Origin of the sequence: Paraburkholderia sp. CNPSo 3281 (genome assembly GCF_024206515.1) — a bacterium.
Lineage (GTDB): Bacteria > Pseudomonadota > Gammaproteobacteria > Burkholderiales > Burkholderiaceae > Paraburkholderia > Paraburkholderia nodosa.
In genome coordinates this window covers 32,474-58,801 of the sequence record NZ_JAMBPS010000004.1, presented here as the reverse complement: position 1 = coordinate 58,801, position 26,328 = coordinate 32,474, and the positions used below count along the sequence as shown (strand labels likewise).

Genomic DNA, 26,328 nt, shown 5'->3' with positions numbered 1-26,328 from the left:
GGGGTTTGCTTTATTTGCACCACTGCGAACAGTTACGCGATTTTGATCGCCGCGAGCCGCGCATAACGACCACCCAATGAGAAATATCGCGGGTGGTTTATGCCGGAATTCCAGTCCAATCAAAGGAGGAGCGAATCATGAACAAGTCAATCAGCACATTGATCGCGGCCGTCGCCGCACTCATGCTGTCTGGCGGTGCGTATGCACAGAGCAACAATACGCTGGCAACCCCGGGCGTTGCGTCGCCCGCCGCTGCCAATAACAATGCAACGAGCGGCTACGGCACGCCAGCCGCCACCAGCTCGGACAGCGGCATGAGCGCCGCGTCGCCGAACTCGAGCGCGAACAATAGCGCAACGTCGGTCACCCCCGCGTATGGTGGCAACAACACGCTGGCGACCCCGAGTACGGCGTCTCCGGCCAAATAACAGCAGGCTGTTTCCGTAAGCAAGACCGCTGCCCTCACGGACCGCGGTCTTTTCTTTTGCCCTGACCCCGCTGGAACAGGCCGCCGGTGCGCGGGTGTCGCCGTTCGACGCTCAAGTCTGTCCCCAAGCTGCCGTAATAGCAGGCTTCGGAATATTCTCGATGCATCGTGACACATCCCGGGACTCAGCCTTCACTGGATCTTGCTGCGCTAATCGAAACCGTCCAGCGGAACGAGCGCGCATCGAAGTCGTTCCAGGACGTGGAACTGCGCCTGATCGGCGCGCACGACTGGTGCGCCTTTCTCGAAGGGATATTCGTCTATCTGCCCGAGGTGTTCCGGCTGGCTTCCGCCGGCCTCTGGCTCGACGTGCGCACGCCGCTGCTGCGCGACCTGCTCGAATCCGACTGCGGGCGCGCCGACCTCGAAGCGAACCTGCGATCCGGGCTCCAGGGCGGCCTCGCGCTGGCGCGCCTGTGCGCGGGAAACCAGCCGTGGCTTGGCCGTGTGAGCGAACTGAGCGATCTCGAGCCCGCGGTGAGCGAGACCTTCTTCGACGCGCGGACCGCTATCGGCAGCGCGATCGTGTTGCCGCTCCTGAACCGCACCCAGCTGCTCGGCTATCTGTGCCTCGCGAGCGATGACGCCACGCGCTTCGACGCCAGCATGGGCACCGATCTGCTCGCGCGCTTCAGCCGCGTTGCGGCGGCGAGTCTCGATAACGTCGCTCACCGCGAGCATCTGCGCAAGACCGGCGTGACCGACCCGCTCACGGGCCTGTCGAACCGCCGCTATTTCGACGAGCGCCTGCATCACGAGATCCGGCGCGCGAGTTCGCACGCGGCGCCCATGTCGTGCCTCTTCATCGACATCGATCATTTCAAGCAGATCAACGACACACACGGCCACGCAACCGGCGACCTCGCGCTGGGCGCCATCGGCACCTGCCTGAAACAGCAGGTGCGCGTGGGGGACACGGTGTCGCGCTACGGCGGCGAAGAGTTCGTCGCGCTGCTGATGTGCGAGCTGCCCGACGCGCTGGCCGTTGCGGAGCGCATCCGGATTGCGGTCGAGGCGCTCGAGGTGCTCGACGACGAGGGCAAGCGCATTGCGCTCAGCGTGTCGATCGGCGTGGCGGCGTATCGGCTGAACAGCGAGACGAACACCGGCGCCGCGAGTCCCGAAGCGCTGGCGCGTTCGCTGCTCGACCAGGCCGATCAGGCCATGTACCGGGCCAAGCACCAGGGGCGCAACCGCGTTTCACTGCTGGAGGCGTGAGGGCATCGACGTTCACAAACGTTGCAGTCAAACGGCGTGCCGCGGGCATGACGCGTGAGTTTGACCCAAGGCCGCGCTGAAACGTAAGTTTGCAAAATCCGGCACTATTTGCGGTAGCAGTGGTTTCCCAGGCCCGTTGAGCAGGCAAAGCGAAATCGTGTCTACCGACCTCTTGATGACCGTTGCCTGTCTGGCCTGCGCGATCGCAATGTTCCTGATCGGCCGCCCCCGCTCGGACGCGGTGGCGCTCATCATGATCGTCGCGCTGTCGCTCTCGGGCATCGTCACGGTCAACGAGGCGCTGGCCGGCTTCTCGGACCCGAACATCGTTCTCATCGCGGCCCTCTTCGTGCTCGGCGACGGACTCGCGCGCACGGGCATCGCCCAGCACGTGGGCGACTACCTGATCGAGCGCGGCGGCTCCAACGAGCGCCGCCTCGTCGTGCTGATCATGGCCATCGTCGGCGTCATGGGCTCGGTCATGAGCTCGACGGCCGTCGTCGCGATCTTCATTCCCATCGTCATTCGCATCGCACGCCAGTCGGCTGTGTCGCGCGCACGCATGCTCATGCCGGTCAGCATGGCCGCGCTCACGAGCGGCATGCTCACGCTCGTCGCCACGACGCCGAATCTCGTCATTAACAGCGCGCTCGTCTATCGCGGCTACCGGCCCTTCAGTTTCTTCGCCATCACGCCGCTGGGCGTGCCGATTCTCGCCGCGAGCATCGGCTGGATGCTGTTCGCCAGGCGCTTTCTGAACGGCTCGGGTGGCGCGGAGGCGACCACGCGTCCGTCGCTGAACGACTGGGTCGCGCGCTATTCGCTCGAAGGGCGCGCCTTTCGCCTGGAGGTCGGCGCGGATTCGCCGCTCGTGGGGCAGACGCTCGGTCACACCGGGCTCGACGACGACCCCGTGGCGCACGTCGTCGCGATCGAGCGGCGCGCGCGCATGGGCGCGACGGTGCTGCCCGCGACCGCGGACAGCAGCATCGCGCCCGGCGACGTGCTGCTGCTCGACGTGGAGTCCACACGTTTCGACGTGCAGGCGTTTTGCGCACGCTATGCGCTCGCGATGCGCCGCATGTCGGGCGCGTACTTCACCGACCAGACCCACGACGTGGGCATGGCCGAAGTCATCGTGCCGCCGGACTCGTCGCTCGTGGGCAACGTCGCGCGCAGTTCCGCGGCGCTGCGCCGGCACGGCGTGACGGTCGTGGGCCTGCGCCGCGCCGACGCCGCGCTCGAGCAGGATCTGCAGGCCACGCAGCTCAAAGTGGGCGACACGCTGCTGGTGGTGGGGCCGTGGATCGACATCTTCTCGATGCAGTCGGTGGAGCGCGACATCGTGTGTCTCGCCATGCCGGTCGAAAGCGACGCCTACGTGCCAGTGCCGCACAAGGCGCCGCACGCCCTCGCCATCATGGCGCTCGTCATCGCAATGATGCTCACACCGCGCGTGCCGAACGTGCTCGCGGGCCTGATCGGGTGTCTGCTCATGGGCGCGTTCGGTTGCGTGAGCCTCGACAGCGCTTATCGCGCGATTCACTGGCGCAGCCTCGTGCTGATCGTGGGCATGCTGCCGTTTTCCATCGCGCTGCAGCGCACGGGCGGCATCGACATTGCCGCCGACGCCGTGCTGCAAGTGGCCGGCAACTGGGGGGCGCATGGTTTGCTGGGCGCCGTTTTCCTGCTGACGCTCGTGATCGGCACCGTGATTTCCGGCACGGCGACGGCGGTGCTGATGGCGCCCGTGGTACTCGCGATGGCGGCGCACCTGCATGCGTTGCCGTATCCATTCGCGATGACGACGGCGGTTGCCGCGTCGGCGGCCTATATGTCGCCGATCTCGACGCCCGTGAATGCGCTCGTCAGCACGGCCGGCGGCTATCGGTTCCGGGAATTTTTCATGGTGGGCTCGCCGGCTGCCCTTGGGGCGCTCGTGATCACCGTAATGCTGGTACCGCTCATCTGGCCGGTTTTCCCGCGTTAGCGCGAGGAAAGACCGGCCACCCGTTCGCGAGGTATTGACCGGACATGGCGAATTTCTTGACGAGAGCGTGGGTCCTTCGCTGGATCAAGCGGATTTCCCTTTTCGTGCTGATCGCATTCGTGTGCATTGCCGGCGTGCGGTTCTACGACGCGCAGCGCAAGGCGCCGTTGAGCCTGTGGCACACCTATGTGCCGGAAGACATGCACGCGCACGAAATCGATCAGGCGACGTGGGAGGAATACGTCGCGAACGAGAACCGCCTGTTCGACTCAGTGAAGAAAAACGTGACCGACAAGCTGCCGGCAGACGAACGCATTCCCGCCAATCGCTATTTCTCGGGCAGCCCGATTTATCCCGGACACTTTCGGACCGACTGGAACCGCTCGTACACGCTCATGCCCGAGGGCGCGCCGCGCGGCGTGGCCGTGATGCTGCATGGGTTGACCGATTCTCCCTATAGCCTGAGGCACATCGCGCAGCGCTATCAGCAGGATGGCTTCGCCGTGGTGGCGGTGCGCTTGCCGGGGCACGGCACCGTGCCCTCGGGGCTGACCGAAGTGACGGCGGAAGACTGGGAGGCGGCCACGCGCCTCGCCGTGCGCGAAGCGCGGCGCCTCGTGCCGGCGCCTGCGCCGCTGCATATCGTGGGTTTTTCGAACGGCGGCGCGCTCGCACTTCAATATTCGCTCGAGGCGCTGGACGACCCGAGCCTGCCGAAAGCGGACCGCCTGATCCTGCTTTCGCCGATGATCGGCATTACGCGCTTCGCGCGCTTTGCGGGGCTCGCGGCGCTGCCTGCGATCCTGCCGGCGTTTGCGAAAGCCGCGTGGCTCGACATCGTGCCGGAATTCAATCCGTTCAAGTACAACTCGTTTCCGGTGAACGGCGCACGCCAGTCGTGGCGGGTCACGCGCAAGATCCAGCAGGAAGTGGCGGACGCGGCGCGCAACGGCAAACTGGCGGCGCTGCCGCCCACGCTCACGTTCCAGTCCGTGCTCGACTTCACGGTGAGCACGAGCGCGATCGTCAGTTCGCTGTATGCGCAACTGCCTGCCAACGGCAGCGAGCTCGTGCTGTTCGACATCAACCGCACGGCGCAATGGAGCCCGTTGCTGCGCGCTTCGATGCGTGACGCGCTGCGCCGTCTCTCGCCCGTGCCGCCGCTGCGTTACCGCCTGACGGTGCTCACCAACGCCTCCGCCACCTCGCCGCACGTGGTCGAAGAGAGTACGGCGCCGAACGAGACAACGGCCAAAGTCGAACCCACAGGGCTCGACTATCCGCTCGATGTCTATTCGCTTTCACACGTGGCCTTGCCGTTTCCGGTGACCGATTCGCTGTACGGCCGCAACCCCGATCCCAACGACGACCTGGGCATCCATCTGGGCGCCCAGTCCGTACGCGGCGAAACCGGGGCGCTGATCGTGGGGGCGGGGCTCCTCACGCGGCTCTCGTGGAACCCCTTCTACGACTACATCGTCGAGCGTATCGACTACCTGGCGAGCCATGGGCCGTGAGCGCGATGAGCGCGCGCGAGGCCCTGACCCGGCCAGGCGTTATGCGCGCGGCGCGAGCTCGACCTGCGCGGTCATTTGCTCGCCGTCGCGGGCCACGACGATCGACACGTTGCTGCGTGCCCGCGCGATCATGCTTTGCAGCTGCTCGACGTTGTCCACCTCGATGCCGTTGACCGCGATGATCACGTCGCCCGCGCTGATGCCAGCCGCCTTTGCCGGACCGCCCGCTTTCACGACGAGCACGCCGCCGTCCACGCCGATTTGCTGCGCTTCGTCGCCGGAGAGCGCGCGCACGGCCACGCCGAGACGCGGGTGCGCATTGCGGGCCAGCGTGGTGCCATTGCCGTGGCCGCCGCCCTGCACGATCTGATCCTTCATGTGCATGGCTTCGTCGATCGGAATCGCGAACGAGAGGCCCTGGAAGCCGCCCGTGCGCGAATAGATCATCGAATTGATGCCGATGACTTCGCCGTTCAGGTTAAAGAGCGGCCCGCCCGAATTCCCCGGGTTGACGGGCACGTCGGTCTGGATGAGGTGCGTCGGGCTATCTTCCGAGAGCTGGCGCGACTTCGCGCTGATGATGCCCGAGGTCACGGTGTTGTCGAGACCATAGGGCGAGCCGATCGCGACGACCCAGTCGCCCACCTTGCTGTTCGCCGGATTGCCGATCTTCACCGTGGGGAAACCCGTACCGGCGATTTTCAGCACGGCCACGTCGCCCGCCTTGTCGGTGCCGATCACGCGCGCGGGGAACTTGCGGCCGTCGGTGAGTTTGACCGTCACGTCGTCCGCGCCTTCGACGACGTGATTGTTCGTGAGGATGTAGCCATCCTGGCTCACGATGAAGCCCGATCCCAGGGCGCCCGAGTGGCCGTCTTCGGAGTCCGGGTTTTCCTTGACGACCTCGACATGGACCACAGCCGGGCCGTACTGCGCGACGATCGCCGAGAAGTTCGGCGCCGTGCCCTTGACGTCGTCTGTCTTCGGCACGGGTGCCGACAACGTCGTTTTCGTGATGCCGCTTTCGTCCGCGCTGGCGTGCTCGTGGCTGACGACCCAGGCGCCGGCAAGCGCCACCGCTACACCGGCGATCAGGCCCCGGCGCCGATATTTGATGGTACTCATTGCTATGGTCTTCGAAGAGGTTGGTGAAGGTGCGCGTAAGGTACTTTTTGCTGCTTAAACGTGACTTAAACGCAGGCGAGATCTTTTGACCGCTCGAAGAGTCGATGTGCGCACAACGAAAATCTGGGGCGCGGTTGTTCGGATTCCTCGCCAGCCAGCGCGCACGTCTTCGTCAAAGCGGCTAGTCTTGCGAAGTGGCACCGATCGCGCCCCGAAGACGTTTTATTGAGGGCCGGATAAACGCGGCGGGACGTTGATGGCTTGCAAACGTCTCACCACCGCAACGTGGTTCGTCATCCAAAGCAAATCCATGAAACAGGATCTCGTCACGTTCACCTGTGTGGTCGTCATCGCTGTCATCACGGGATGGGTGCTGTATATCGGGCGCCCGGTGCTGGTGCCGATCGCATTCGCGATCATTACGTCGTATGTGATCTACGGGCTCGCCGAAATCCTGCGCCGCGTGCCCCACGTGGGCAAGCGCATTCGCGCGGGCGTGCGCTACTGGAGCGCTGCCGCGCTCATACTCGTGGCCGCGTGGCTCGCGACCGAATTGCTGCTAACCGACACTGACCGCATGCTCGCCATGGCGCCGAAGTACGAGGCCACGCTGCTCGCACTGCTCTCGAAAATCACCGCGCTGTTTCATCTGGAAACCGAGGCTTCGTGGACGGCCTTCCGCCGCGAACTGCTCGCGACCGTCAACGTACAGTCGCTGCTCACCTCGCTCCTCGGCTCGCTCTCTTCGCTCATGGCCACGACGCTCGTCGTGCTGCTGTACACAGCGTTCTTCATGGTCGAGATGGGGCGGTTCCGCCGCAAGCTCTCTGCGGTCATGCGCGGCAAGGCCGACATGGAACCTGTGATCGACGCCATCAATGCGAAGATCGGCACGTATCTGGCGTTGAAAGCGCTGCTCGGCGTGGTGCTCGGCATTCTCAGCTGGATCTGCATGCATCTGGTCGGGCTGGAGTTCGCGCCGCTCCTCGCCGTGCTCATCGTGCTGCTCAACTTCGTGCCGTATGCGGGGTCGCTCATTTCCGTGGCGCTTCCCGCCTTGCTCGCCGCGCTGCAATTCGGCCAGTGGAACGAGCCGGTCACGTTGCTCATTGCGCTTTCGGCGATCAACTTCGTGATGGGCAACGTACTCGACCCATGGCTGATGGCGGGGTCGCTGAACCTGAGCCCCGCGGTCATCCTCATGAGCCTCGCCACATGGACAGCGATCTGGGGCATACCCGGCGCTTTTCTCGCCGTGCCGGGAACCGTGGCGCTCACGATCATCTTCTCTGCGTTCAGTTCCACACGGCCGCTGGCGCTGCTGTTGACGAAGGACGATGTAGTCAGGCATGCGGAATAAATGCGCGACTTACTTGCACAGGTGATCTATGGCTTCCAGAATCAACCGCCGCGGCAACGCAATCGGCCCAGTCTCCGCGTGCCTGGGCGACAAGGCGCTTGCGGAGTTCGCCAGTCGCCGCATCAGCGCCGATCTAGCCCGGCGCGGCTTCATGATCGGCATGGGCGCATCCCTGTTGAGCGCGGTGCTGCCCGAGTTCAGCAGTGCGCAGCAGCCCGGCGCGGCCGCTCCCGCCCAGCCCACGACGTTCACGAACTTCCGCCTGTTCGACGGCAAGTCCGCGGCGCTGCAGGACGGCATGTACCTCGTCGTCGACGGTAGCCGCATCTCGCAGCTGCGTCGGGGCTCGCCTGACGCGCAGAACGCGTCGGGCGGGCGCGTGATCGACTGCGGCGGCAAGGTGATGATGCCTGGCCTCATCGACATGCACTGGCATTCGCTTCTCGCTGCGGTCCCGATCGCGACCATCCTCCAGTCCGACCTGAGTTTCGTCTACCTGGCCGCGGGCGCGGAGGCCCAGCGCACGCTCTTGCGCGGATTCACGACCATTCGCGACGTGGGCGGTCCCGCTTTCGCCCTGAAGCAGGCCATCGACGCCGGCATGCTGAGCGGCCCGCGCATTTACCCCTGCGGCGCGATGATCACCACGACGGGCGGCCACGGGGACTTTCGTCTGCTGACCGACGTGCCGCGCACGAGCAGCCAGATCAGCGAGATCGAACGAACCGGCGCCGCCGCCATTGCCGACTCGGCCGACGAAGTGCGCCTGCGTGTGCGCGAGCAGTTCATGCTCGGCGCCACGCAGATCAAGATCGTGGGTTGCGGCGGCGTCTCCACGCCGCGCAGTCCGATCGACATGCTCACGTTCACCGAGCCGCAAATAAAAGCCGCGGTGGAAACGGCGTCCGACTGGGGCACTTATGTGGCCGTGCACGCCTACACGCCGGAATCGGTGAAGCGCTCGGTTGCTGCCGGCGCGCAATGCGTCGAGCACGGGCACCTCATCGACGACCGGACTGCCGAAGCTCTCGCGAAGAACGGCACATGGTTGAGCACGCAACCGTTTACCAGTGAAGAGGATGTTGCGCCGTTGGCGCCGTCGAGCCGCGAGAAGTTTCTCGAGGTGACAGCCGGGACCGACAACATGTACAAGCTCGCGCGCAAGCATGGGCTCAAGGTGGCGTTCGGCACGGACCTGATCTTTTCGCAGGTGCTGGCCACGCGCCAAGGCACGATGCTCGGGCACATGACGCGCTGGTACTCGAATGCCGAGGCGTTGCGCATGGCCACTGCCACGAACGGGCAGTTGCTCGCGCTGGCGGGCGAGCGCAATCCGTATCCGCACAAGCTTGGCGTGCTGGAAGAGGGCGCGTACGCGGACCTGCTGATTGTGGCGGGCGACCCGCTCCAGGACATGACGCTGCTGGCCAACCCGGATCAGAACCTGAGCCTGATCATGAAGGATGGCCGTGTTTACAAGGACGCGTTGAAGGCGTGACGCTGCGGGGCGCGGTGTCACCAAAGCCCTTAAAAAATAAAGGCGTCGCGGTCGCGATTTGGCACGCAAATCGAGGGCCAAATAGCCCGCGCAGGCGTTCCGAACGCTGCGCTCATGGCGTATCAGCCACAGTCAGCCACACGATTTCTGTATCAAGATGTCACGGCGCGGGGACGCATCAACCGGGCCCATTTGCCTGCGCGGCGCAGCCATCATGGCACGCCCGGAGAACCCCCAGCGGGGGTCGAAATCCCGCCTGTCCCTATCCGCCATCTGGCCGATTATGCCGGTTGAACTTCGCGGCGAAGTAGCCCATATTCAAAACGACTATTTGTTACAACCGTCCAACGATCCGCGAAATACAGTAGGGATTACAGCGAATACTTCGAATCCGAGCCACCTGGTTGCCACCGCTGCGACGCGCACCAGCCGCCGGTAGCAAACCCGAAACCATCCTGTCAAAGCTTCCATGCCTGCAATGTTCAACGAACCTGGCCGAGCAAAGTCTGGTCCGTGGGGATGTCCATACTGCGGGACCGGTTTTAATGCGCCACTGATGATCTGCCCTCAGTGCGGCGCGAAGCAGCCTTCCTCTGGCCCGCGCATGTCGCCGGCAAGCGAGTCCGCCGCGCCCGAATGGCACGATGGCTTCGCGCGCCATGCACGCAGGGAGTGGAACCCTTCCGCACCTTCTGCATTCAGTTTCAGTGGTGGCGCACCGCGCGACAGCGATTACGAACTGCGCGATGAAGCGCCTGCGGCGCAACGCTCGTGGTTGCCTTTCTATGCCATTGGCAGCGTGGTGTCGATCGCGTTCCTGCTGACCGCGTACATGATTTCGCACCGGACCGAGCGGGAGCCGACCCTGGGCGCGCAGATCGTGGAGGGTGCGATCCTCGGACCCAAGGCCTCATCGACCGCGCACGACACGAAGCCGCACACGGTGCGCAGCGCGCCGCCCGTAGCCGTCGCGCAGTTGCCGCCTCCGGTTGCCAACGCGCCGCCGCCTCCGGTCGCCAGCGTGAAGCCGCCTCCTGTTAATACAGCGCCGCCGCCCGTGGTGGCCCATATCGCACCGCCCCAGCCGACGCCCGCTCAAGCGCAGCCGCCGAGCGTTGCCGCGCGAAAGAGCGCTGCCGAAGAGCGCGCGCTAGCGGCAGCGAAGGTCAAGGCGGAGAGGGCCAACGCGGACAAGGTCGCCACCGCGAAGGCCAACGCAGAGAAGGTAGCCGCAGTGAAGGCCGCCGCCGATTCGCGCGCCGACGTCTCGAGAAAACTGGCGAGCGCGCGCGCGAGTCTCGACAAGAACAGCCTTGGGCCCGCGCGCAGCGCCATCAATTCCGCGCTCGCGGAACAGCCTGGCAACGGCTCCGCGCTGCAAATGCAGGCCGAATTGACGTCGCGCGAAGATCAGCGCGATTCGTTGCTCGGCTATGCGCGGCTTTGCGCACGCGATGGGCGGTGGGTGTGCGCCTGGCATAACGCGGGGCATGCACTGACCGTCGATTCGTCGAGCGGCGAAGCACGGGAGATCCTCTCGCGCTCCATCGCGGCACAGGGCGCGCGCAACATGGCACAGGGCGCGGGTCCCCCTGCGGCCACGATGAGGCAGGTGGACTCGGGTCCGCCGGGTCCGCCGATCGATCCCAACTGACGATGTCCAGCGCGCAGACGCGGGTGCGTGACGCCAGTCATGCACCCGCGCTAGCGTTGCTGGGTGCCCTGTTCACTGTGGTGCCCGACCAGCCAGTTGCTGAAGTTGCGCACGCGTAGTGTCTCTTGCACTTCGGGCCGCACGTCGAGCCAGTATCCCGAAGGTCCCACCACTTCCACCTCGCTCAGCTGCACGAGTGTGCCGTTCTCGAGTTCGGGCGCGATCATGTGCCGGTCGGCAACGGCAATGCCCAGACCGGCCACTGCCGCGTGGATCACCTGATCGAGCGTGCTGAACTCCAGTTCTCCACGCGGCGCCATCTGCACGTCGAGCGCCGCGGCTTCGAGCCACGCCTCCCAGACCAGCAGGCGCCGGTCGATATCGAGGATATAGAGCCACGGGTGCTGCGCGAGGATCTCGCGCAGCGCGTCTTGATCGGCGGCCGGTTGGCTGAACTCGCGCGCCGAGCCGACCAGCACGTGGCGCTCGCGCATGAGCAGCGTGCTCTGGCCGCCCGGCAGCGGTTCCATGCCGAAGCGGATCTGGCAATCTTCGTTGCGCTCCGTGCCGTGCAGCGGCCCGTATTCGTTGGTGATGGAGATGCGCAAGTCGGGGTGGCGCACCTGGAAATCGCGCAGGCGCGGCGTGAGCCAGCGCGTGGCGAGCGTGGGCGCGGCGTTCAGGCTGAGCAGGCTGTTCGACGGATCGGCGCGGATCGTGTCGAGCGTATGGGCGATGCTGTCGAACGCGGCCTGCAGCGTTGGCAGCAGACGCTTGCCCGCGGCCGTGATTTCGAGCCGGTGATGATGCCGCATGAAGAGCGGCGTGCCGAGATAGTCTTCGAGCAGGCGAATCTGGCGGCTGATCGCCCCCTGGGTCACGTGCAGGTTCTGCGCTGCCCTGGTGAAGCTGAGCGTGCGGCTCGCCTCCTCGAATGAACGCAGTGCCGATAAAGAGGGTAGGCGGCGCATGCAAGCCTCGCGATGCAGGAGCGCCGGCGCATTTTCATTCGCGCCGGCGCGTTTTCAGTAATAAGGACTGCGTGAAAAAACGTCAGAACGCGTGCGTGATACCCACGCGGGCGACGGCCTGGTTGTCGGTGCCCGAGGGGTTGAAGCCCGTGATCTGCGCGTTTTCCGCCGAGCCCGCCGCGTGCTGGTACACGCCCATTGCATAGAGCGACGTGCGCCTGGACAGCGCGTACTGGCCGATCAGGTTGACCTGGTGGTACTTCGGCGAGTTGTCGGTGGCGTGATCCTGCCCCACCGTGTAGGTGTAGCCCGCGCCCACGGTGAAGGCGGGCGTCACGGCATAGGTGCCGGCCACTTCGAAGTTCTGGAAGTGCAGGTCGCCGCTGCCGGTGGCCGAGGCGAAGTCCACGTTCGAGTAGTTCGTCATCAGCTTGAGGCTGCCGATCACATACGACGCGCCGGCGGAGAGGATGCCCTGGTAGCGCGCGTTGGCGAGCGCGTCGCCGAAGATAGCGTTCACGAAGCTGCCGCCGCTGCCATAACCGGCCACCGCGGTGATTGGATCGTTCACGCGCAAGTAGCCGACGCCCGCGCTGAACGAGCCGAGCGTGTAGGCCGCCGCCGCGCTGTACGAGGCGTTGTTCGAGAACTGGCCCGCCTGGCCGCCGAACGAATAGTGGCCTTCGAACTGGAAGCCGGCGAGCACCGGGCTCACGTATTTCACGGCGTTGTTGACCGGGAACCCGTTGTCGAGGTTGTCCATGTCGTTCGGGTGTGCGAAATACCAGCCGCCGTAGTTGCCGTTCAGCGAATACGGCTCGATCAGATCGACGGTGGCGTCCCATTGTTTGCCGAAGGTAACCTGGCCGTATTGGTCCGACTTGAAGCCGACATAGGCGTTGCGCGAAAACGCGAGACCGCCGCCCAAACCGCCCGTCGCCGCGTTGAAGCCGCTTTCGAGCCGGAAGATCGCGGCGTAGCCGCCCCCCAGGTCTTCGGTGCCGCGCAGGCCCCAGCGGCTGCCGGCGGGCACGCCGCTTTGCATCTGCACGAGCTTGCTGCCGGTGCCCGGCACGAGTTGGCCGTTCGCGCCGTTCGCCACATTGCTGGCGTAGTCCACGCCGAGGTCGATAAGGCCATACAGCGTCACGCTGCTTTGCGCGTGCGCGCCCGCTGCGGCGAGCGCCAGTGGCAGCGCCGCAAGAATCTTCTTCTTCATTTAAGTCTCCTTATCATGGAGCCGCGTTGCGCGGCTCGTCTTTTCTCGTTGGAATCGTTTATCTCACGCGGCGCATCGCGCTTACGCGCCGAGCGACTTCTGCACCTTCTGCGCGACATCTGCGGGCACCCAGGTCTTCCACATTTCGGGGTGCTGCTTGAGGAACTTGAGCGCTTCGTCCTGGGCGTCGACCTTATGCTCGGTCATGTCGAGAATCGTCGTGTTCAGGAACTCGATAGGGAAGCTCACCTTCGAGAAGAACGCCATCACGTCGGGCTCGGCCTGATAGAACGGTGTCGAAACGCCGATCTTCAGTTGCGAGACCAGATACGACGAGGCGCATGGCTGTGCGCTGTTGGCATCGCGCAGCGTCTTCCAGCACGCTTCGTTGAACGGCGGCATCTTGAGCTGAACGAACTTGTACTTCGCCATCAGCGCGGCCGGCTCCCAGTAGTAGGTGAGAATCGGCTTGCCGCGCGCGTAGGCCGAGGAGATGGCTGCGTCGAGCGCCGCACCCGTACCGGGGCGGAAGTTCGTGTAGGTATCGTCGAGCTTGAGCAGCTTGAGCAAGCGCGTATTCACGCGTTCGCAGTCCCAGCCCGAGGGGCAGTTGAGGAAGCGGCCGCGATCCGGTTCCTCGTCGTCCACGAACAGGCCCTTGTACTTCGGCAGATCGCTCACGGACTGCAGGTCGGGCGCGCTGGCCTTGATGCCGCGCTTCGCGTCGCCGTGCACCACGTAGTCGGGCACGTACCAGCCTTCCTTCGTGCCGCCCGGCAGCGTGTCGCCCACGAGCTTGACTGAACCCGCCTTGACAGCGCCTGCGATGATCTCCGAGCGGCCCGTCCATTGCTCGGACCAGACCTGCAGGTCGTTGCGCGAGAGCGCCGTTTCGGTGGCCGCCGTGCTGCCGGGTACGGTGTCGGTCTGGCAGCTATAGCCGTTCTTGAGGATGTAGCGCAGCACTTCGCTCGTGAAGTTGCCGCTTTCCCATGTGACGCCCGCGAAGCGCACGGGCTTGCCTGCGCTGCACCAGGTGCTGGCGGCGTGCGCCGGCAACGCGGCGAGGGCGAGCGGCGCTGCCAGGCAGGCTGCGCGCAGGAGGGTGGTCAGACGGTTCATAGTGTGTCTCCGTTTTATTGAAATGTTTCGGAATGCTTTAGATGGGGCTGGCATCTCGTGCGTGCTGCGGCCCAACGAGGATTTAGTCGTAACGGCTGTCGTGTGCGCGTGTCGCAGCGAGCATGGCTTCGTCGAGTTCGATGCCAAGGCCGGGCGCATCGCTTAGCTCGATCCAGCCATTCGCGTCGATGTCGATCACGTGCTTGATCGGGAAGTCGCGCCGCGCCGGCGTCCATTCGGGCGGGTCATAGGGAAACTCGACGAACGGCGCGTGCGCAGCGCCTGCCACGACATGCAGGTTGGCCGCGAGGCCAATGCCGTTGCCCCACGTATGCGGCGTGAACACCTTGCCGTGGGCCTCGACTTGCGCCACGAGCCGCCGCGCGCCCTCCATGCCGAGCGTGCAGACGACGTCGGGTTGGTAGACGTCGAGGCAGTCATGCGCGAGGAGCGCCGCGAATTCGTGCGCGTCGCGCGTCATCTCGCCGCCCGCGATCCGCACTTGCGTTTGCTTGCGCAACTGCGCGTGGCCCGCGTAGTCGCCGCGATGCAGCGGCTCCTCGATCCAGTACACGCGATGCTTTTCGATCTGGCGAATCACGGCGAGCGCTTCGTCGGCGCGCCACGGCGCCTGGGTGTCCCACGGCATGCGCCAGCCCTGGTTGCAATCGACCATCAGTTCGATGTTCTCGCCCGCGGCTTCGCGTACGGCTGCGAGCGCGGCGAGATCGTCGGCGAGGGTCGGGCGGCCGAAGCGCACCTTGAGCGCCGGGAAGCCGCGCGCGACGGCATGCTCGGCCCACTGCGCCATGCCTTCGAGCGTGCGATGCACGCCCGAGGACGCATAGGCCCGCACGCGCTTCGCACGGCCGCCGGCCATTTGCCAGCACGGCTCGCCGCGAATTTTCCCGGCGAGGTCCCAGAGCGCGACGTCGAGCGGCCAGAGCCGGCCCGCGTGGAAGCTGAGGTTTTCGAGCACTGCCGAGTGCCGCGGCAGGTCGAGCGGGTCGGCGCCGATGAAGAGATCGCGGTAGTCGTCGAAGCCGTACATCGCGTCGCCGGAGCCGAAGCCCACGCGGCCTTCGTCGTCTTGCACGCGCACGATCGTCGCCGGGAAGGCGCGCCGCGGACGACTGTCCCACGAGGCGGGGAACGGTGGGTCGAGCGGCAGCTGGTGCCGGCTCATGGTGATGCGTGCGATGCGGTTCGTCATGGCGCGTGGGGCGCCGCCTTGGGGTGCGCAGCATTGCGTGACTTACGTCTGAAGATACGCATGCCGCGCGCCGTGGGGCGGGCGATTGTCTCCTTGGCCTTGTCAGGCGTTACGGCATCCTAGAGGGTCAATTTCGTGCACTCAATGAAGTCAATTGAAGTAAATGACAGCCTTCATTTCCGCGAATTGGGCGCGATAATGACGCAGCCGTCGCGCCGTGCCGCGGCGTGCTTGTCTCCTTCGGGAAAACCATGAATGGCTGGATGCCCACGCTCTCGCGCAGCAGCGAACCCAAGTACCGGGCGATCGCCCAGGCCTATTCGCAGGCCATTCACGGCGGGCAGATGCTGCCCGGAGAAAAGCTGCCCGCGCACCGGCTGCTGGCGAAGAAGCTCAACGTCACGACCGGCACGGTGAGCCGCGCCTATGCGGAGCTGGAGCGCGGCGGCCTCGTGGTGGCGCGCGTGGGCGACGGCACCTATGTGGCCGAGCCCGACGCCGACGGGGCGCGCATCCAGGACCGTACGCGCCCCGCGCCCGAGTCCAGCGAGCGGGCTGCGACGATCACGCCGGGGGCGCCGGGCGTCCATGCGCCGGGACGCCTGATCGATCTCGGCCAGAACGTGCCGATGCCGACCGACGAAGCCTTCCTGTTGACCCAGACCTTGCGCGAACTCGCCGCCGACGAGCGCCTCGCGGGCGAACTGCTGCTTTATCAGCCCGAAGGCGGGCGCCGCTCGCACCGCGAAGCGGGGGCGCGCTGGCTCGCGCGCATGGGCTGCACGGTGGCCGCCGAGCGTGTGCTGGTGACCCAGGGGGCACAGCACGGGCTTGCCTGTGTGTTGCGCGCGGTGCTGCGGCCAGGCGACACGATCTTCGCCGAGGCGTTGAGCTATCCAGGCATCGTCGCGCTCGCGCGGCAGTTGCGGCTGAATCTCGTCGGCATCGAGATCGACGAGGAAGGCATCGTGCCCGCCGCGCTCGAGCGCGCGTGCGGGCTCCTCGCGCCGCGCGCGCTCTTTTGCGTGCCGACGCTGCACAACCCGACCACGGCGACGCTCTCCGAAGCGCGCCGCGCGAAGATCGCCGAGATCGCCGTGCGCCATCACCTCGTCGTGATCGAGGACCTCGTGCCCGCCGCGTTGCTCGATGCGCCGCCCACGCCGCTCGCCGCGCGGCTGCCCGAGCACGGCATCGTCATCAGCAGCCTTTCGAAGGCGGTCGCGCCGGGCCTGCGCGTGGGCTATGTGCAGGCGCCGCAGGACTGGGTCGGCAAGATCCTCGCGGTGATACGCAGCGACTGCTGGATGACGTCGCCGCTCGCCGCGGAGATCGCGGCGCGCTGGATCGTCGATGGCGAGGTCGATCGGCTCGTCGCGCAGCAGCGTGCGCAGGTGGACGCGCGCCATGCGATCGCCGCCGAGGTGCTCGCGGACTGGACGTATCGTACGGATCCGGCAAGCCCGCATCTCTGGCTGCCGCTCGCCGAACCCTGGCGCGCCGCCGAATTTTCCGCGGCGCTGCGTCAGGCCGGCGTGCTCGCGAAAACGGCGGACAGCTTCGTGATCGGCCGCGGGTCGGCGCCGCACGCGGTGCGCTTGAGCCTCGGCGGCGCGCGCAGCCACGAGGCGCTGCGAGAAGGGCTCGAGCTGCTGGCGCGCACGCTGCGCAACGGGCCGGAAGGGCTCTATTCGGCGTGACGGCGGCCGGCGCTACTCCGCGATGAACGAGACCGTGCGCTTGCGCCGTTCATCGACCGAGAGCGCGAACACATCGGGCCGCGCGTAGTGGCCCACCACGTCGAAATCGTAGCGGGCGCGCGTGAGTTCGCCGGTGTCGATCTCCGCCACGATGAGTCCGGCTTCACCGCGCAGCGGGCCGGCCAGCACGTCGCCGAGCGGTCCGACGATCAGGCTGCCGCCATTGATGAGCGGCCGGTTCTCGTCCCAGCCCGGCACCTCGACGCCGAGCGCCGCGGGCGAAGGCTGCACCTGGCACGCGCTGATCACGAAGCAGCGTCCTTCGTGCGCGATGTGGCGCATGGAGCACTGCCAGATGTCGCGCTCGTCCACGGTGGGCGCGCACCAGATCTGAACGCCCTTCGCGTACATCGCCGTGCGCAACAGCGGCATGTGGTTTTCCCAGCAGATTGCTGCGCCCGCAACGCCGGATTGCGTGCGCACGGCGGGCAGCGTCGAGCCGTCGCCCTGCCCCCAGATGAGCCGTTCCGTACCGGTTGGCATGAGCTTGCGATGCTTCGCCACGAGCCCCTCGCCCGGATTGAAGAACAGCGCGGTGCAAAAGAGCGTGCTGCCGTCGCGCTCGATCACGCCGATCACGAGCGACGCGCCGCAACGCGTCGCAAGCTCCGCGAGCGCTTCGGTTTCCGCGCCGGGTACGTCGACCGCGTTCTCGTAGTAGCGCGCGAACGCCTCGCGGCCTTCGGGCAGGCGGTAGCCGAGGCGCGTGCCGAATATTTCTCCCTTCGGGTAACCGCCGAGCAACGCCTCGGGCATGACGACGAGCTGCGCGCCCGAGGCGCGGATCTGCGCTTCGAACGAGAGAATCTGTTCCAGCGTTTGCGCTTTGCCGGCGGCGGACGAACCGATCTGCAGCGCGGCGACTTTCGACTTGGCCATGATGGCGTGCTCTCAAAGGTTGGACAGCTCACATCTTTTCACGGCGATAAAATCGCGAGAACGTATATCGATACTATGTGATATGAACCAGTTTGATATCGCCCGCGTGGACCTGAATCTGCTGAAAATATTCGAGGCGCTGTTCGAAGAGGGCGGGGCGAGCCGCGCCGCGATTCGCCTCGACATGACTCAGTCGGCCGTGAGCGCGGCGCTCAGGCGTCTGCGCGCGCTCTATGCCGACACGCTGTTCGTGCGCACCGGACGCGGGCTCGCGCCGACCTCGCGCGCGCAGGAACTCAAGCCCGTGATCAGCGAAGCGCTCGACCGCTGCCGCCATAGCCTCGCGATCGCCTCGCCCGATGCCACCACGTTTCATGGGCGCGCGGTGTCGATCGGGCTTTCCGACGACTTCGAGGTGGCCATTGGCCGGCGCATCATCGAAACGCTGGAAACCAGCGCCCCGGGCCTGCGCATCATCTTTCGCCAGACGCACAGCCAGATCGTCGCCGATGCGCTCGCGAATCAGGACATGGACCTTGCCGTCGCGGCGGGCGGCTTCGCTTCGCGCGGCCTGAGCCACCGGGTGCTCGGCGAGGGCAGCTATGCGTGCCTCGTGGACGACGCTGCGCGCCCGCCGCGGCGCTTGACGCTCGGCGACTACGTATCGAGAGGGCACATTTTGGTGTCGTCGGGCGGCGTGGTCGGGATCGTCGACGAAGGGCTCGCCGCGCGCGGCCTGAAGCGCAATGTGGTGGCGTCTACGACGCATTTTGCCGCGTTGCCCTTTCTGCTCAAGGGCACGCGCAGCGTCGCCACGATTCCGCGCCACGCGGCCGAGGCGATCGCGCGCGTGGCGGGCCTGAAACTGCTCGCGTGTCCGATCGATCTGCCGCGCTATCCCGTGGAACTCGGGTGGCGCAACAGCTCGCTGCGCGACGCCGCCATCGTCAAGGTCCAGGCCGCCATCATCGCGTGCTTTCCGGCAAAACACTGATCGACACCCATGCCGCAATCGCGTTGAATGATCGGGCATGAGATTTGCGTCCAACCATTGATTTTCCAGAACGACGATAACGACGATATCGACGGACTCGACAAGGAGATTCTCCGCATGCGCGCAATGCCTTTCCCCGACGGCTATACGATCGAGTCACATTTGCAAGAACCGCGCGACCTGCGCCGAGTGCCCATTCATCCCGATCACTGGTATCCGCTCGCCTGGTCGCGCGAACTCAAGCCCGGCAAGACGCTGGGCACGCATTTCGCCGGCGAGCCCATCGTGCTCTTTCGCACCGAGTCAGGCGCGGTGCACGCGCTCGAAGACCGCTGCGCCCACCGCCAGGTGCCGCTGCATGCGGGCGTGGTGGACGGCGAGTCGCTTCGCTGCGGCTACCACGGCTGGACCTATGATTGTTCGGGCCAATGCGTGGACGTGCCGTACCTTGGCAGGGAGCGTTTGCCCAACGGCGTGCGCGCCTATCCGTGCCGCGAGGCGCACGGCATGATCTTCGTCTTTCCCGGCAACGCCACGCTTGCCGAAGAGACTGCGCTGCCCGTGCTGGATACGGTCACGGACAAGGCATACAAGACGCGCCGTTTCGGGCGCGAGGTGAAGTGTCACTACTCGTTCATGCACGAGAACCTGATGGACATGAATCACCAGTTCTTGCACCGCCGCCAGATGGGCCAGATGCGGGCGCGCTCGCTAGGCCGGCGGCGCGGCGAAAGCTCCATCGAAGTGGACTACACGTTCGTGCGCATGGCGGGCAAGCAGCCCGCGGGCGAGGCGCTCGTATTTGGCGCGAGCAAGAACCGCGCGGACCCGAGCAACCAGAGCGTGATGACGATCCGCACGGAATATCCGTATCAAACGCTGAAAATACGCTCGAGCGACGACTCGCTCCTCATGGACCTGTGGATCGTCTATGTGCCGCTCGACGCGCGTCAGCGCACGAACCGGACATTCGGTCTCCTTTCGGTCCGCAGGCCCGCCATTCCGTTCCTGCTCGACGCGGCGTGGCCGCTGCTGGTCTGGTTCACGGAGCGCATCTTCAAGGAAGACCGCACCATCGTGGAACTCGAACAGGCCGCGCACGACAACCAGGGCGCCGACTGGAATCACGAGGTCTTTCCCGTCATCAACGAATTGCGCGACCTGCTGCGCGATTGCGGCGAGCGCACCGTGATTCCCATTCGCGAGGTGAGCGAAGCCGATGCCTGAGGCGAAGGCGCCTTGCGCTCGCGTCAGGCCGTTTTACGGGCGCGCGTGCTGCCGCGCGATTTGGCAGGCGCCTTTTTCTTCGCTTTGCCCTGGTTGAATTCGATCGCTGCGCGAATGAGCGCCGTCAGCGCGCGCTTGTCGACCTTGTCGCCCTCGAGATAGTCGATGGCGCGTCGCGCGTTGCCGTCGAGCCCGGCGTTGAACAGCTGCTTCGGATCGGGCAGGCTCGCGCCGTCCAGGAACGTGAGCTTCACCTTGCCCTTGTGCGCATTGCCCACGGCGATCATGCCGTCCCGATACCATACGGGGCTGCCCATGTATTTCCATTCCTCGACGATCGCCGGGTCGGCTGCGAGAATGGCCTCGCGCATTGCGGCGAAGGTTTCGCGGCGCCAGTCGGTGAGTCCCGCGATTAGCTGGTCAATCCGTTCCGATGGGGTCATTCGCGCTCCGTGCCTTGCATGACTTCCTGTTGTCGGGCAATCAGGATCGTAATGTAGCACTGAGGTCACCCGGTGACGTGGGCAATGACCATGGGGAGCACGAAGGGCAGGACGAGTGCGGAAATCGTGCCGTTCATCGCCATACCGAGCCCGGCAAATGCGCCCGCCTCCTCGCTGATCTGGAACGCCCGGGCCGTGCCGATGCCATGCGAGGCCACGCCGATGGCGAAGCCGCGTGCGTCGTCGCGCTGTATGCCGAGCACGCCCAGGATGAAGGTCCCCATGACGGCGCCCGAAATGCCGGTGGCGATCACGATGGCGGCCGTCAACGCAGGCATGCCGCCCACTTTGGCGGAGATCAGCATGCCAATGGCCGCGGTAACCGACTTTGGCGCGAGCGAGGCGACCGTTGCGGGCTGGCAGCCGAACATCACGGCAATCGCCACGGCCGAAACGACGGCCACGCAGCTGCCGGCGAGCAGGCCGCACACCAGCGGAACGAAAGCGTTGCGCAGTTTGTGCAGTTGACGATGGAGCGGCACCGCAAGCGCCACGATCGCCGGCCCGAGCAGAAAATGAATGAAGCGCGCGTGCTCGAAATAGGCCTGGTAAGGAATGCCGCCTGACTTCAGCAGACCGGTGAGCAGCAGGACCGCGATCGCGACAGGGTTTGCCAAAGGATTGCGGCCGCAACGCTGGTGTATCCAGCAGGCGAGCAGATAGACGCCGATCGTCGCGGCGATGGCGGGTACATCCGAACTCGTGAGCCACGCGCCGATGAAGGCAGGCGCCGCGTGTTCAGGCATGGTGGGTCTCCTCGCGCATGCCGGCGCATACCGGCGCAAATGCGCCGCAGCCGCTCATGGTTCGATCTTCGCGGACGGCATCGATTGTTTCGTCTTTCTTTCGAGCAGCGCGCAAGTCACGAGTCCGCCGGCGGCAATCGAAAGGGCGGTGCTCACTACGATGGCGACCGCAATGGCGAATAGTTGACCCTTCAACACGCCGGCAAGCGCGAACACGCCTGCGCCAGCGGGGATGAACAAGAGCGAAAGATGATTGAGCAACCCGAGCGCCGGACCTTCCACGTCGCGCTCGACCCGGGGCGCCGCTGAAAGCAGACAGAGCAGCAGCACGAGGCCGATGACCGGGCCGGGAACAGGCACGCGCGCGATCCACGCGATCCATTCTCCGGCGCCCTGTAGCGCGACGAGCAGCGCGAATGTGCGCACCAACGCCAGGTCCGCCTTGACTGGCGCCGGGGCATGCATTGGGGCGGGGTGGTGCATCGGCAAGCTCCGAAGGAACGCAACGGACGCAACGAACGCAACGAACGCAACGACACGCCGGCAGTATCCGCCCACCGCACGAGCGAAAACATGGACGGCAACTGAAGAAATCGTTAAGTGTTGAGCGACGCGCCTGTTCCGGGCGCCTTGGCGGAGCTGGATGCGTTTTGCGCTTCCGGCTCCATGAGGGAGATGGTGAAGAAGCTGCCCATGACCGCGGAAAGAATGATGAAGATCGATGCGGCATCGACAAGGAAGCCGAAATAACGGAACACGAGGAAGCAAATCGAAAGCGTCAACAAGTTAAGCGTAAGGCCGATGATGGCGGAGGCCTTCGGTACGGCGCGCATGAAGACGGCAAGGCGCGAATCGTTGCGCGGCACATACCAGATGAAGAACAGGCCGAGCGCGAGGATGAAAGCCGTCTCGCACCAGATCAGCCAGTCGGGGCGCTGCAGGAAGCGGCCCTCGAAAATCGTTTCGATCACCTGCGCCTGAATCTCGATGCCGGGCACCAGTTCGCCTAACGCCGTCGTGCGCATGTCGGTCAGGCCCGTGCCGGTGAGGCCGACGAGAATCAGCTTGTTGCGGATGCGGCTCGCATCGACGTTGCCTTGCAAAACGTCGCGTGCGGAAACATAACGCTGCTGCGTGCGCGCAATCGAGGCGAAATGCAGCCAGATATCGCCGTCGGGTTGCGTGGGTACACGCACGTCCGCCACGCCGACGGCTCGCACGCCGGATGGGCCCGCGAACACCTCGATGGCAGGCGAGCCGGTGGCCACGCGCAGCATTTCGATGGGCAGGCTCGGCACGAGCTTGTCGCCAAGGCCCAGCACGAGCGGAATGCGCCGCACCGTGCCCTGTTCCTGTGCGACGTTGAGCATCGCCTGGCCGTGGGCTGCGCCCTGCAGCTCGGGGAGGCTTGCGAGCACGTAATGGAAGCGGTGAACGTTTGCGAAGGCGTCCGGGCCGTGCACGAGCACGGGGGCGCTCAGGATGTCGGTGCGCGTCGTGGAGGTCGCGTAATCGAAGGCCGCGGCGCCGAGGATCGACGGCGATGCGCGCAACGCGGTCGCGAGAATGCGCTCGTGGCTGGGCAGCGCGCGCAGTTGCGTGGCGAGCGCGGCCTCCGAGGCGGGCAGGTTGTCGGCCACGTTGCCAGGCGACGTCTGGTCGGGCTCGGGCATGTAGATGTCGAGGCCGATCGCCAGCGGTCTGCTCGCCTCGATCGCATCGACCAGCCCGGCGAGGCGGTTGCGCGGCCAGGGCCATTGGCCGAAGGATTCGAGCGTCGGGTCGTCGATCTCGACGATGGTCACCGGCTGCGTGCTCGGCACGCGCGGAAAGCGGCGCTGGTAGTGATCGAAAAGAAGCTGGCGCGCCGAGCCGAAGGTGTCGGGCAACACGGTGTCGAGCGTGTCGAGCAAGGCCGGCCGCGCAATATCGCCGGGCCATTCGCTGCACAGGTTGATGAACAGAAGCGTCAAGAGCACTGCGAGCGCCCAGGGGCGCCCTTTGCGCGCCCGCATCATGCGCCTGACGAAGGCGATGCATGAGTTGCGGTAGCGTTTCATAGTCGCATGGGATAGGTGAAGAGCGCGTATCGATACGGATTACTGAACGGTGATGACTGCGCGCCGGTTTGCCTGGTTGGGCATGCCGTCCGCGGTACGGATGAGCGGCTCGCGCTTGCCTCTGCCTGCAACTTCGATCTGCTGCGCGGGTATGCCGGACTTGACCAGAAACGACGCCACGCTTTGCGCCCGACGCATGGAAAGCCGGTCATTGAACGCCTGGGAGCCCGCCATATCGGTGTGGCCGACCACCGTGAGGTGAGGTGCGGGCCAGCTCGCCAATACCTTTTTCAACTCGGCAACGGTGGCCGCGGACTCGGGCGCAAGCTGCGTGGCGGAGTCGAAAACGAAGTTGATCGTGAACGTTCGGGGCCTGGGCGGCTCAGCGGCCAGCAGGTCGCCGTACTGGGCCTCCACGGCGGCCTTGTTGCCGGCGGTCTGCTCGATCGCGCCGCCTCTCGAAACATCGGCGCGCGTGTAGGCCTTGTCGATGACTTGCGTCTTGCTGCCGTTATGCACGATCACGTTGCCGACGCTGCCGTCCGGATTGGGCAGCAGCGTGATCTTGTCGGGCGTGCTGCACGCGCAGAGGCACACACACAGCGTGAGCGCCATGTATCCGTTCGTTGTCTTCAATGATCGTTCTCCGCGCTTCCTCCCACCTCGATGATGAACTCCGTGCCGCGCACGCCGAGCGTGGTGGTGGGCGTGCTGTAGCGCACGGCTTCCGGATTGGCCTTTGCGAGCTTGCCGTCGACCACGGCGAGCGAGCCGCGCGTGATGCTCACGTCGAGCGCGCCGTCGTAGGTGGTGGTGTTGAATGCGAACTTGTTGAGATCGAGAACGGAGTTGGCGCCCTCAGTCAGCAGCGTGTTGTCGCGCAGGGTGATGCCAACGGACGACACGGGGCCGGTCAGGACGCGGTCGCTCGCCAACACCTCGCTGCCGACAGCGACGCTGACCGGCTGATTCGCACGCTCGATATGCACCGAGCCCTTGATCGTCTTGACTATGCCAATTGCATCGGCTGCGTGTGCGTCGAAGACTGGCGGGCACCCGCAGGCGAGAAGCAAGGCATATTGGATGGCTTGGCAACGCACTGGCGATACCGTTTGGCGAAACGAACGTGAGGGCTCGCGCCGGGTCTTTCGGGCACCCGGCGAGCATAGTGAGTCCGCGCGGTGTGCTCCGTGCGCTAGCGCACATAGTGCAAGCGCACTGAAGGTGCGCCAGAATCGGCAAAACGCGCCCGGTTCGCGTCTGCCGGGCGGCGTGCCCGAGATTGCCCGGGTTTTGCCGGGGTTTGCCAACACATTCCCATTCATGCCGACACCGACCCACGCGAGACCGCACGGAGCGCACGCCACAGCGCGGACATGGGCGCTGGCGGCGGCCCAACTCGTTTCGTGGGGGACGATCTACTACGCGTTCTCGCTCTTCGTCGTGCCCATGGAGAGCGCGATGGGTTGGAGCCGCACGGTTACTAATGCCGCTGTTTCAACCGGTTTGCTGGTCTCGGGGCTCGCGGCCTACCCGGTCGGCACGCTGATCGATCGCGGCTACGGACGGCGCGTCATGGTGGGCGGTACGCTGCTCGCTTCGGCGATGCTCGTGCTGTGGGCCCAGGCGCGCATTCTGCCGACGCTCTTCGCGGTGTGGTGCGGCCTTGGCGTGGCGATTGCGGCGACGCTCTACGACCCCGTGTTCGCGATCGTGACGCGAGCGTTTCCGCGCACCTACGCGACGAAAATCACGCTCATCACGCTCGTGGCGGGTTTCGCGAGCACCGTGTTCATTCCGCTCACGCAAGGCTTGATCGGCGAGTTCGGCTGGCGGGGCGCGTTGCTCGCGCTTGCGCTCGTCAACCTGCTCGTGTGCTTGCCGGTGCACGGATTGGCGATTCATCGCGGCGAGCCGGGCGAGGACGTCGCGAGGCGAAAAAGCGCGCGGGAGGTCAGCCGTGCATCGGCGCGCAATGCCTTGCGCTCGCCCGTGTTCTGGGCGTTGGCCGTTTGCTTCACGGCGTACTACTCCACGTTCGTGGTGCTGACGTTCCATCTGATCCCGTTGATGCGCGAGCGTGCCGTTGCGGGCGCCACGGTTATCGTCACCATGGCGGCGATCGGGCCGGCGCAGGTGCTCGCACGCGTCGTGTGGTTTGCCGTCGGCAGTCGCGCTCGACCGGGGCTCGTCGCCATCGTGGTGACGACGGCCTTCCCGTGCTCCGTCGTGATCCTGATGTGTGCGGGGAGGTCGGCTGCGTGGTTGATGCTGTTCGCCATCGTCTACGGCGGCGTCAACGGCATGATGACGATCCTGCGCGGGACGATCGTGCAGGCGCTGCTGTGGAGCGAAGGCTATGGCGCGGTGAGCGGCCTGCTCTCGACGCCCGCGAACATCGCCAAAGGCATCGCGCCGATAGCGGGCGCGGCGATCTGGGCCCTACGCGAAAGCTACGTGCCGGTGGAATGGACCGTGCTGATGGTCTCGTTGATCTCGCTGGCGGCGTGCGTGGTGGCGGTGCGGTTGGGGCGCAAGGTCTGACGCACGCCGCCGGCGTTCGCTGGCCGCCCGCGCGACGACGACGCAGCCGCCGCCGCGCGAGAGCCTGCCCCTTCAGTGATCGTGCCTCACTTGCGCCATTACCGGCTGGCTCGCCTTGCGGCTCAGCATCAGCGTAACGACCGCGGAAAGCGCGAGCGTCGCACCAACGACATACACGGGATGATGCGCCACATGAGCTTGTGCGTAACGATTGCTTCGGTATCCGAATTCACGCGTCTCC

23 protein-coding genes are annotated in these 26,328 nt (G+C 65.7%); 11 read left to right on the top strand and 12 right to left on the bottom strand.

All coding sequences use genetic code 11. From position 1 onward, the window contains the following. The first annotated feature begins 137 nt into the window (after positions 1-137). The 4 genes from M3I56_RS06150 (at position 138) to M3I56_RS06135 (ending at position 5,212) form a co-directional block, all read left to right on the top strand. On the top strand, positions 138-428 hold the full coding sequence (locus M3I56_RS06150; RefSeq protein ID WP_254353002.1) for a hypothetical protein: 291 nt from the start codon (positions 138-140) through the stop codon (positions 426-428). Between the two features lie 167 nt (positions 429-595). Continuing rightward, positions 596-1,705, top strand: coding sequence for a GGDEF domain-containing protein (locus M3I56_RS06145; protein WP_254353001.1), 1,110 nt, complete (start codon positions 596-598; stop codon positions 1,703-1,705). Positions 1,706-1,862: 157 nt separating this feature from the next. Then, a complete protein-coding gene (locus M3I56_RS06140; RefSeq protein ID WP_254353000.1) occupies positions 1,863-3,695 on the top strand; it encodes an SLC13 family permease in 1,833 nt (610 codons plus the stop codon). A 104-nt stretch (positions 3,696-3,799) separates the two neighbouring features. Then, entirely contained in the window at positions 3,800-5,212 is a 1,413-nt protein-coding gene (locus M3I56_RS06135; RefSeq protein WP_254352999.1) for an alpha/beta hydrolase, read from the top strand. Between the two features lie 39 nt (positions 5,213-5,251). Here the strand turns inward: M3I56_RS06135 and M3I56_RS06130 are convergent, their stop codons facing one another. Further along, a complete protein-coding gene (locus tag M3I56_RS06130) occupies positions 5,252-6,337 on the bottom strand; it encodes a S1C family serine protease (protein WP_254352998.1) in 1,086 nt (361 codons plus the stop codon). A 310-nt stretch (positions 6,338-6,647) separates the two neighbouring features. On the opposite strand from M3I56_RS06130, the gene M3I56_RS06125 reads away from it, so the two are divergent. The 3 genes from M3I56_RS06125 to M3I56_RS06115 all read left to right on the top strand — a co-directional run bounded on the left by M3I56_RS06125 (position 6,648) and on the right by M3I56_RS06115 (position 10,849). Further along, positions 6,648-7,697, top strand: a complete 1,050-nt coding sequence (locus M3I56_RS06125) for an AI-2E family transporter (RefSeq protein ID WP_254352997.1) — start codon at positions 6,648-6,650, stop codon at positions 7,695-7,697. A 28-nt stretch (positions 7,698-7,725) separates the two neighbouring features. Next, positions 7,726-9,195: an amidohydrolase family protein gene (locus tag M3I56_RS06120; protein ID WP_254352996.1), complete on the top strand. Its 1,470-nt coding sequence runs from the start codon at positions 7,726-7,728 to the stop codon at positions 9,193-9,195. A 556-nt stretch (positions 9,196-9,751) separates the two neighbouring features. Beyond that, positions 9,752-10,849: a hypothetical protein gene (locus tag M3I56_RS06115; protein ID WP_254352995.1), complete on the top strand. Its 1,098-nt coding sequence runs from the start codon at positions 9,752-9,754 to the stop codon at positions 10,847-10,849. A 50-nt stretch (positions 10,850-10,899) separates the two neighbouring features. On the opposite strand, the gene M3I56_RS06110 is transcribed toward M3I56_RS06115, so the two are convergent. The 4 genes from M3I56_RS06110 to M3I56_RS06095 all read right to left on the bottom strand — a co-directional run bounded on the left by M3I56_RS06110 (position 10,900) and on the right by M3I56_RS06095 (position 15,374). Beyond that, positions 10,900-11,820, bottom strand: coding sequence for a LysR substrate-binding domain-containing protein (locus M3I56_RS06110; RefSeq protein ID WP_254352994.1), 921 nt, complete (start codon positions 11,818-11,820; stop codon positions 10,900-10,902). Between the two features lie 82 nt (positions 11,821-11,902). Continuing rightward, positions 11,903-13,039, bottom strand: coding sequence for a porin (locus M3I56_RS06105; RefSeq protein WP_254352993.1), 1,137 nt, complete (start codon positions 13,037-13,039; stop codon positions 11,903-11,905). Positions 13,040-13,120: 81 nt separating this feature from the next. After that, positions 13,121-14,161, bottom strand: coding sequence for an ABC transporter substrate-binding protein (locus M3I56_RS06100; protein WP_254352992.1), 1,041 nt, complete (start codon positions 14,159-14,161; stop codon positions 13,121-13,123). An 82-nt stretch (positions 14,162-14,243) separates the two neighbouring features. Then, positions 14,244-15,374, bottom strand: a complete 1,131-nt coding sequence (locus M3I56_RS06095) for a mandelate racemase/muconate lactonizing enzyme family protein (RefSeq protein WP_254352991.1) — start codon at positions 15,372-15,374, stop codon at positions 14,244-14,246. Between the two features lie 251 nt (positions 15,375-15,625). Between M3I56_RS06095 and M3I56_RS06090 the strand changes: the two genes are divergently transcribed. Then, positions 15,626-17,074, top strand: coding sequence for a PLP-dependent aminotransferase family protein (locus M3I56_RS06090; protein ID WP_254352990.1), 1,449 nt, complete (start codon positions 15,626-15,628; stop codon positions 17,072-17,074). Between the two features lie 12 nt (positions 17,075-17,086). Here M3I56_RS06090 and M3I56_RS06085 read toward each other — a convergent pair whose 3' ends face one another. Continuing rightward, on the bottom strand, positions 17,087-18,013 hold the full coding sequence (locus M3I56_RS06085) for a carbon-nitrogen hydrolase family protein (RefSeq protein ID WP_254352989.1): 927 nt from the start codon (positions 18,011-18,013) through the stop codon (positions 17,087-17,089). A gap of 82 nt (positions 18,014-18,095) precedes the next feature. Between M3I56_RS06085 and M3I56_RS06080 the strand changes: the two genes are divergently transcribed. Continuing rightward, positions 18,096-19,007 (top strand): LysR family transcriptional regulator, encoded by a 912-nt coding sequence (locus M3I56_RS06080; protein WP_254352988.1) that lies wholly within the window; start codon positions 18,096-18,098, stop codon positions 19,005-19,007. A 117-nt stretch (positions 19,008-19,124) separates the two neighbouring features. After that, a complete protein-coding gene (locus M3I56_RS06075) occupies positions 19,125-20,234 on the top strand; it encodes an aromatic ring-hydroxylating dioxygenase subunit alpha (protein WP_254352987.1) in 1,110 nt (369 codons plus the stop codon). 23 nt (positions 20,235-20,257) lie between these two features. Here the strand turns inward: M3I56_RS06075 and M3I56_RS06070 are convergent, their stop codons facing one another. The 6 genes from M3I56_RS06070 to M3I56_RS06045 all read right to left on the bottom strand — a co-directional run bounded on the left by M3I56_RS06070 (position 20,258) and on the right by M3I56_RS06045 (position 24,616). Further along, positions 20,258-20,677, bottom strand: a complete 420-nt coding sequence (locus M3I56_RS06070; RefSeq protein ID WP_254352986.1) for a DUF1801 domain-containing protein — start codon at positions 20,675-20,677, stop codon at positions 20,258-20,260. A 65-nt stretch (positions 20,678-20,742) separates the two neighbouring features. Next, positions 20,743-21,483, bottom strand: a complete 741-nt coding sequence (locus M3I56_RS06065; protein WP_254352985.1) for an LrgB family protein — start codon at positions 21,481-21,483, stop codon at positions 20,743-20,745. Positions 21,484-21,537: 54 nt separating this feature from the next. Further along, a complete protein-coding gene (locus tag M3I56_RS06060) occupies positions 21,538-21,966 on the bottom strand; it encodes a CidA/LrgA family protein (RefSeq protein WP_254352984.1) in 429 nt (142 codons plus the stop codon). Between the two features lie 113 nt (positions 21,967-22,079). Then, positions 22,080-23,462 (bottom strand): CHASE2 domain-containing protein, encoded by a 1,383-nt coding sequence (locus tag M3I56_RS06055; protein ID WP_254352983.1) that lies wholly within the window; start codon positions 23,460-23,462, stop codon positions 22,080-22,082. A gap of 120 nt (positions 23,463-23,582) precedes the next feature. Then, complete coding sequence (locus M3I56_RS06050; RefSeq protein ID WP_254352982.1) at positions 23,583-24,179, bottom strand: OmpA family protein; 597 nt, start codon at positions 24,177-24,179, stop codon at positions 23,583-23,585. Next, the gene (locus M3I56_RS06045) at positions 24,176-24,616 is read right to left on the bottom strand and encodes a FecR domain-containing protein (protein WP_254352981.1); all 441 of its coding nucleotides are present in this window, start codon (positions 24,614-24,616) and stop codon (positions 24,176-24,178) included. The genes M3I56_RS06050 and M3I56_RS06045 overlap by 4 nt, the downstream gene beginning before the upstream one ends. A 250-nt stretch (positions 24,617-24,866) precedes the next feature. On the opposite strand from M3I56_RS06045, the gene M3I56_RS06040 reads away from it, so the two are divergent. Beyond that, positions 24,867-26,087 carry an MFS transporter gene (locus tag M3I56_RS06040; RefSeq protein WP_254352980.1) on the top strand — a complete coding sequence of 407 codons (1,221 nt, stop codon included), beginning with the start codon at positions 24,867-24,869 and terminating at the stop codon, positions 26,085-26,087. The last annotated feature ends 241 nt before the right edge of the window (positions 26,088-26,328 follow it).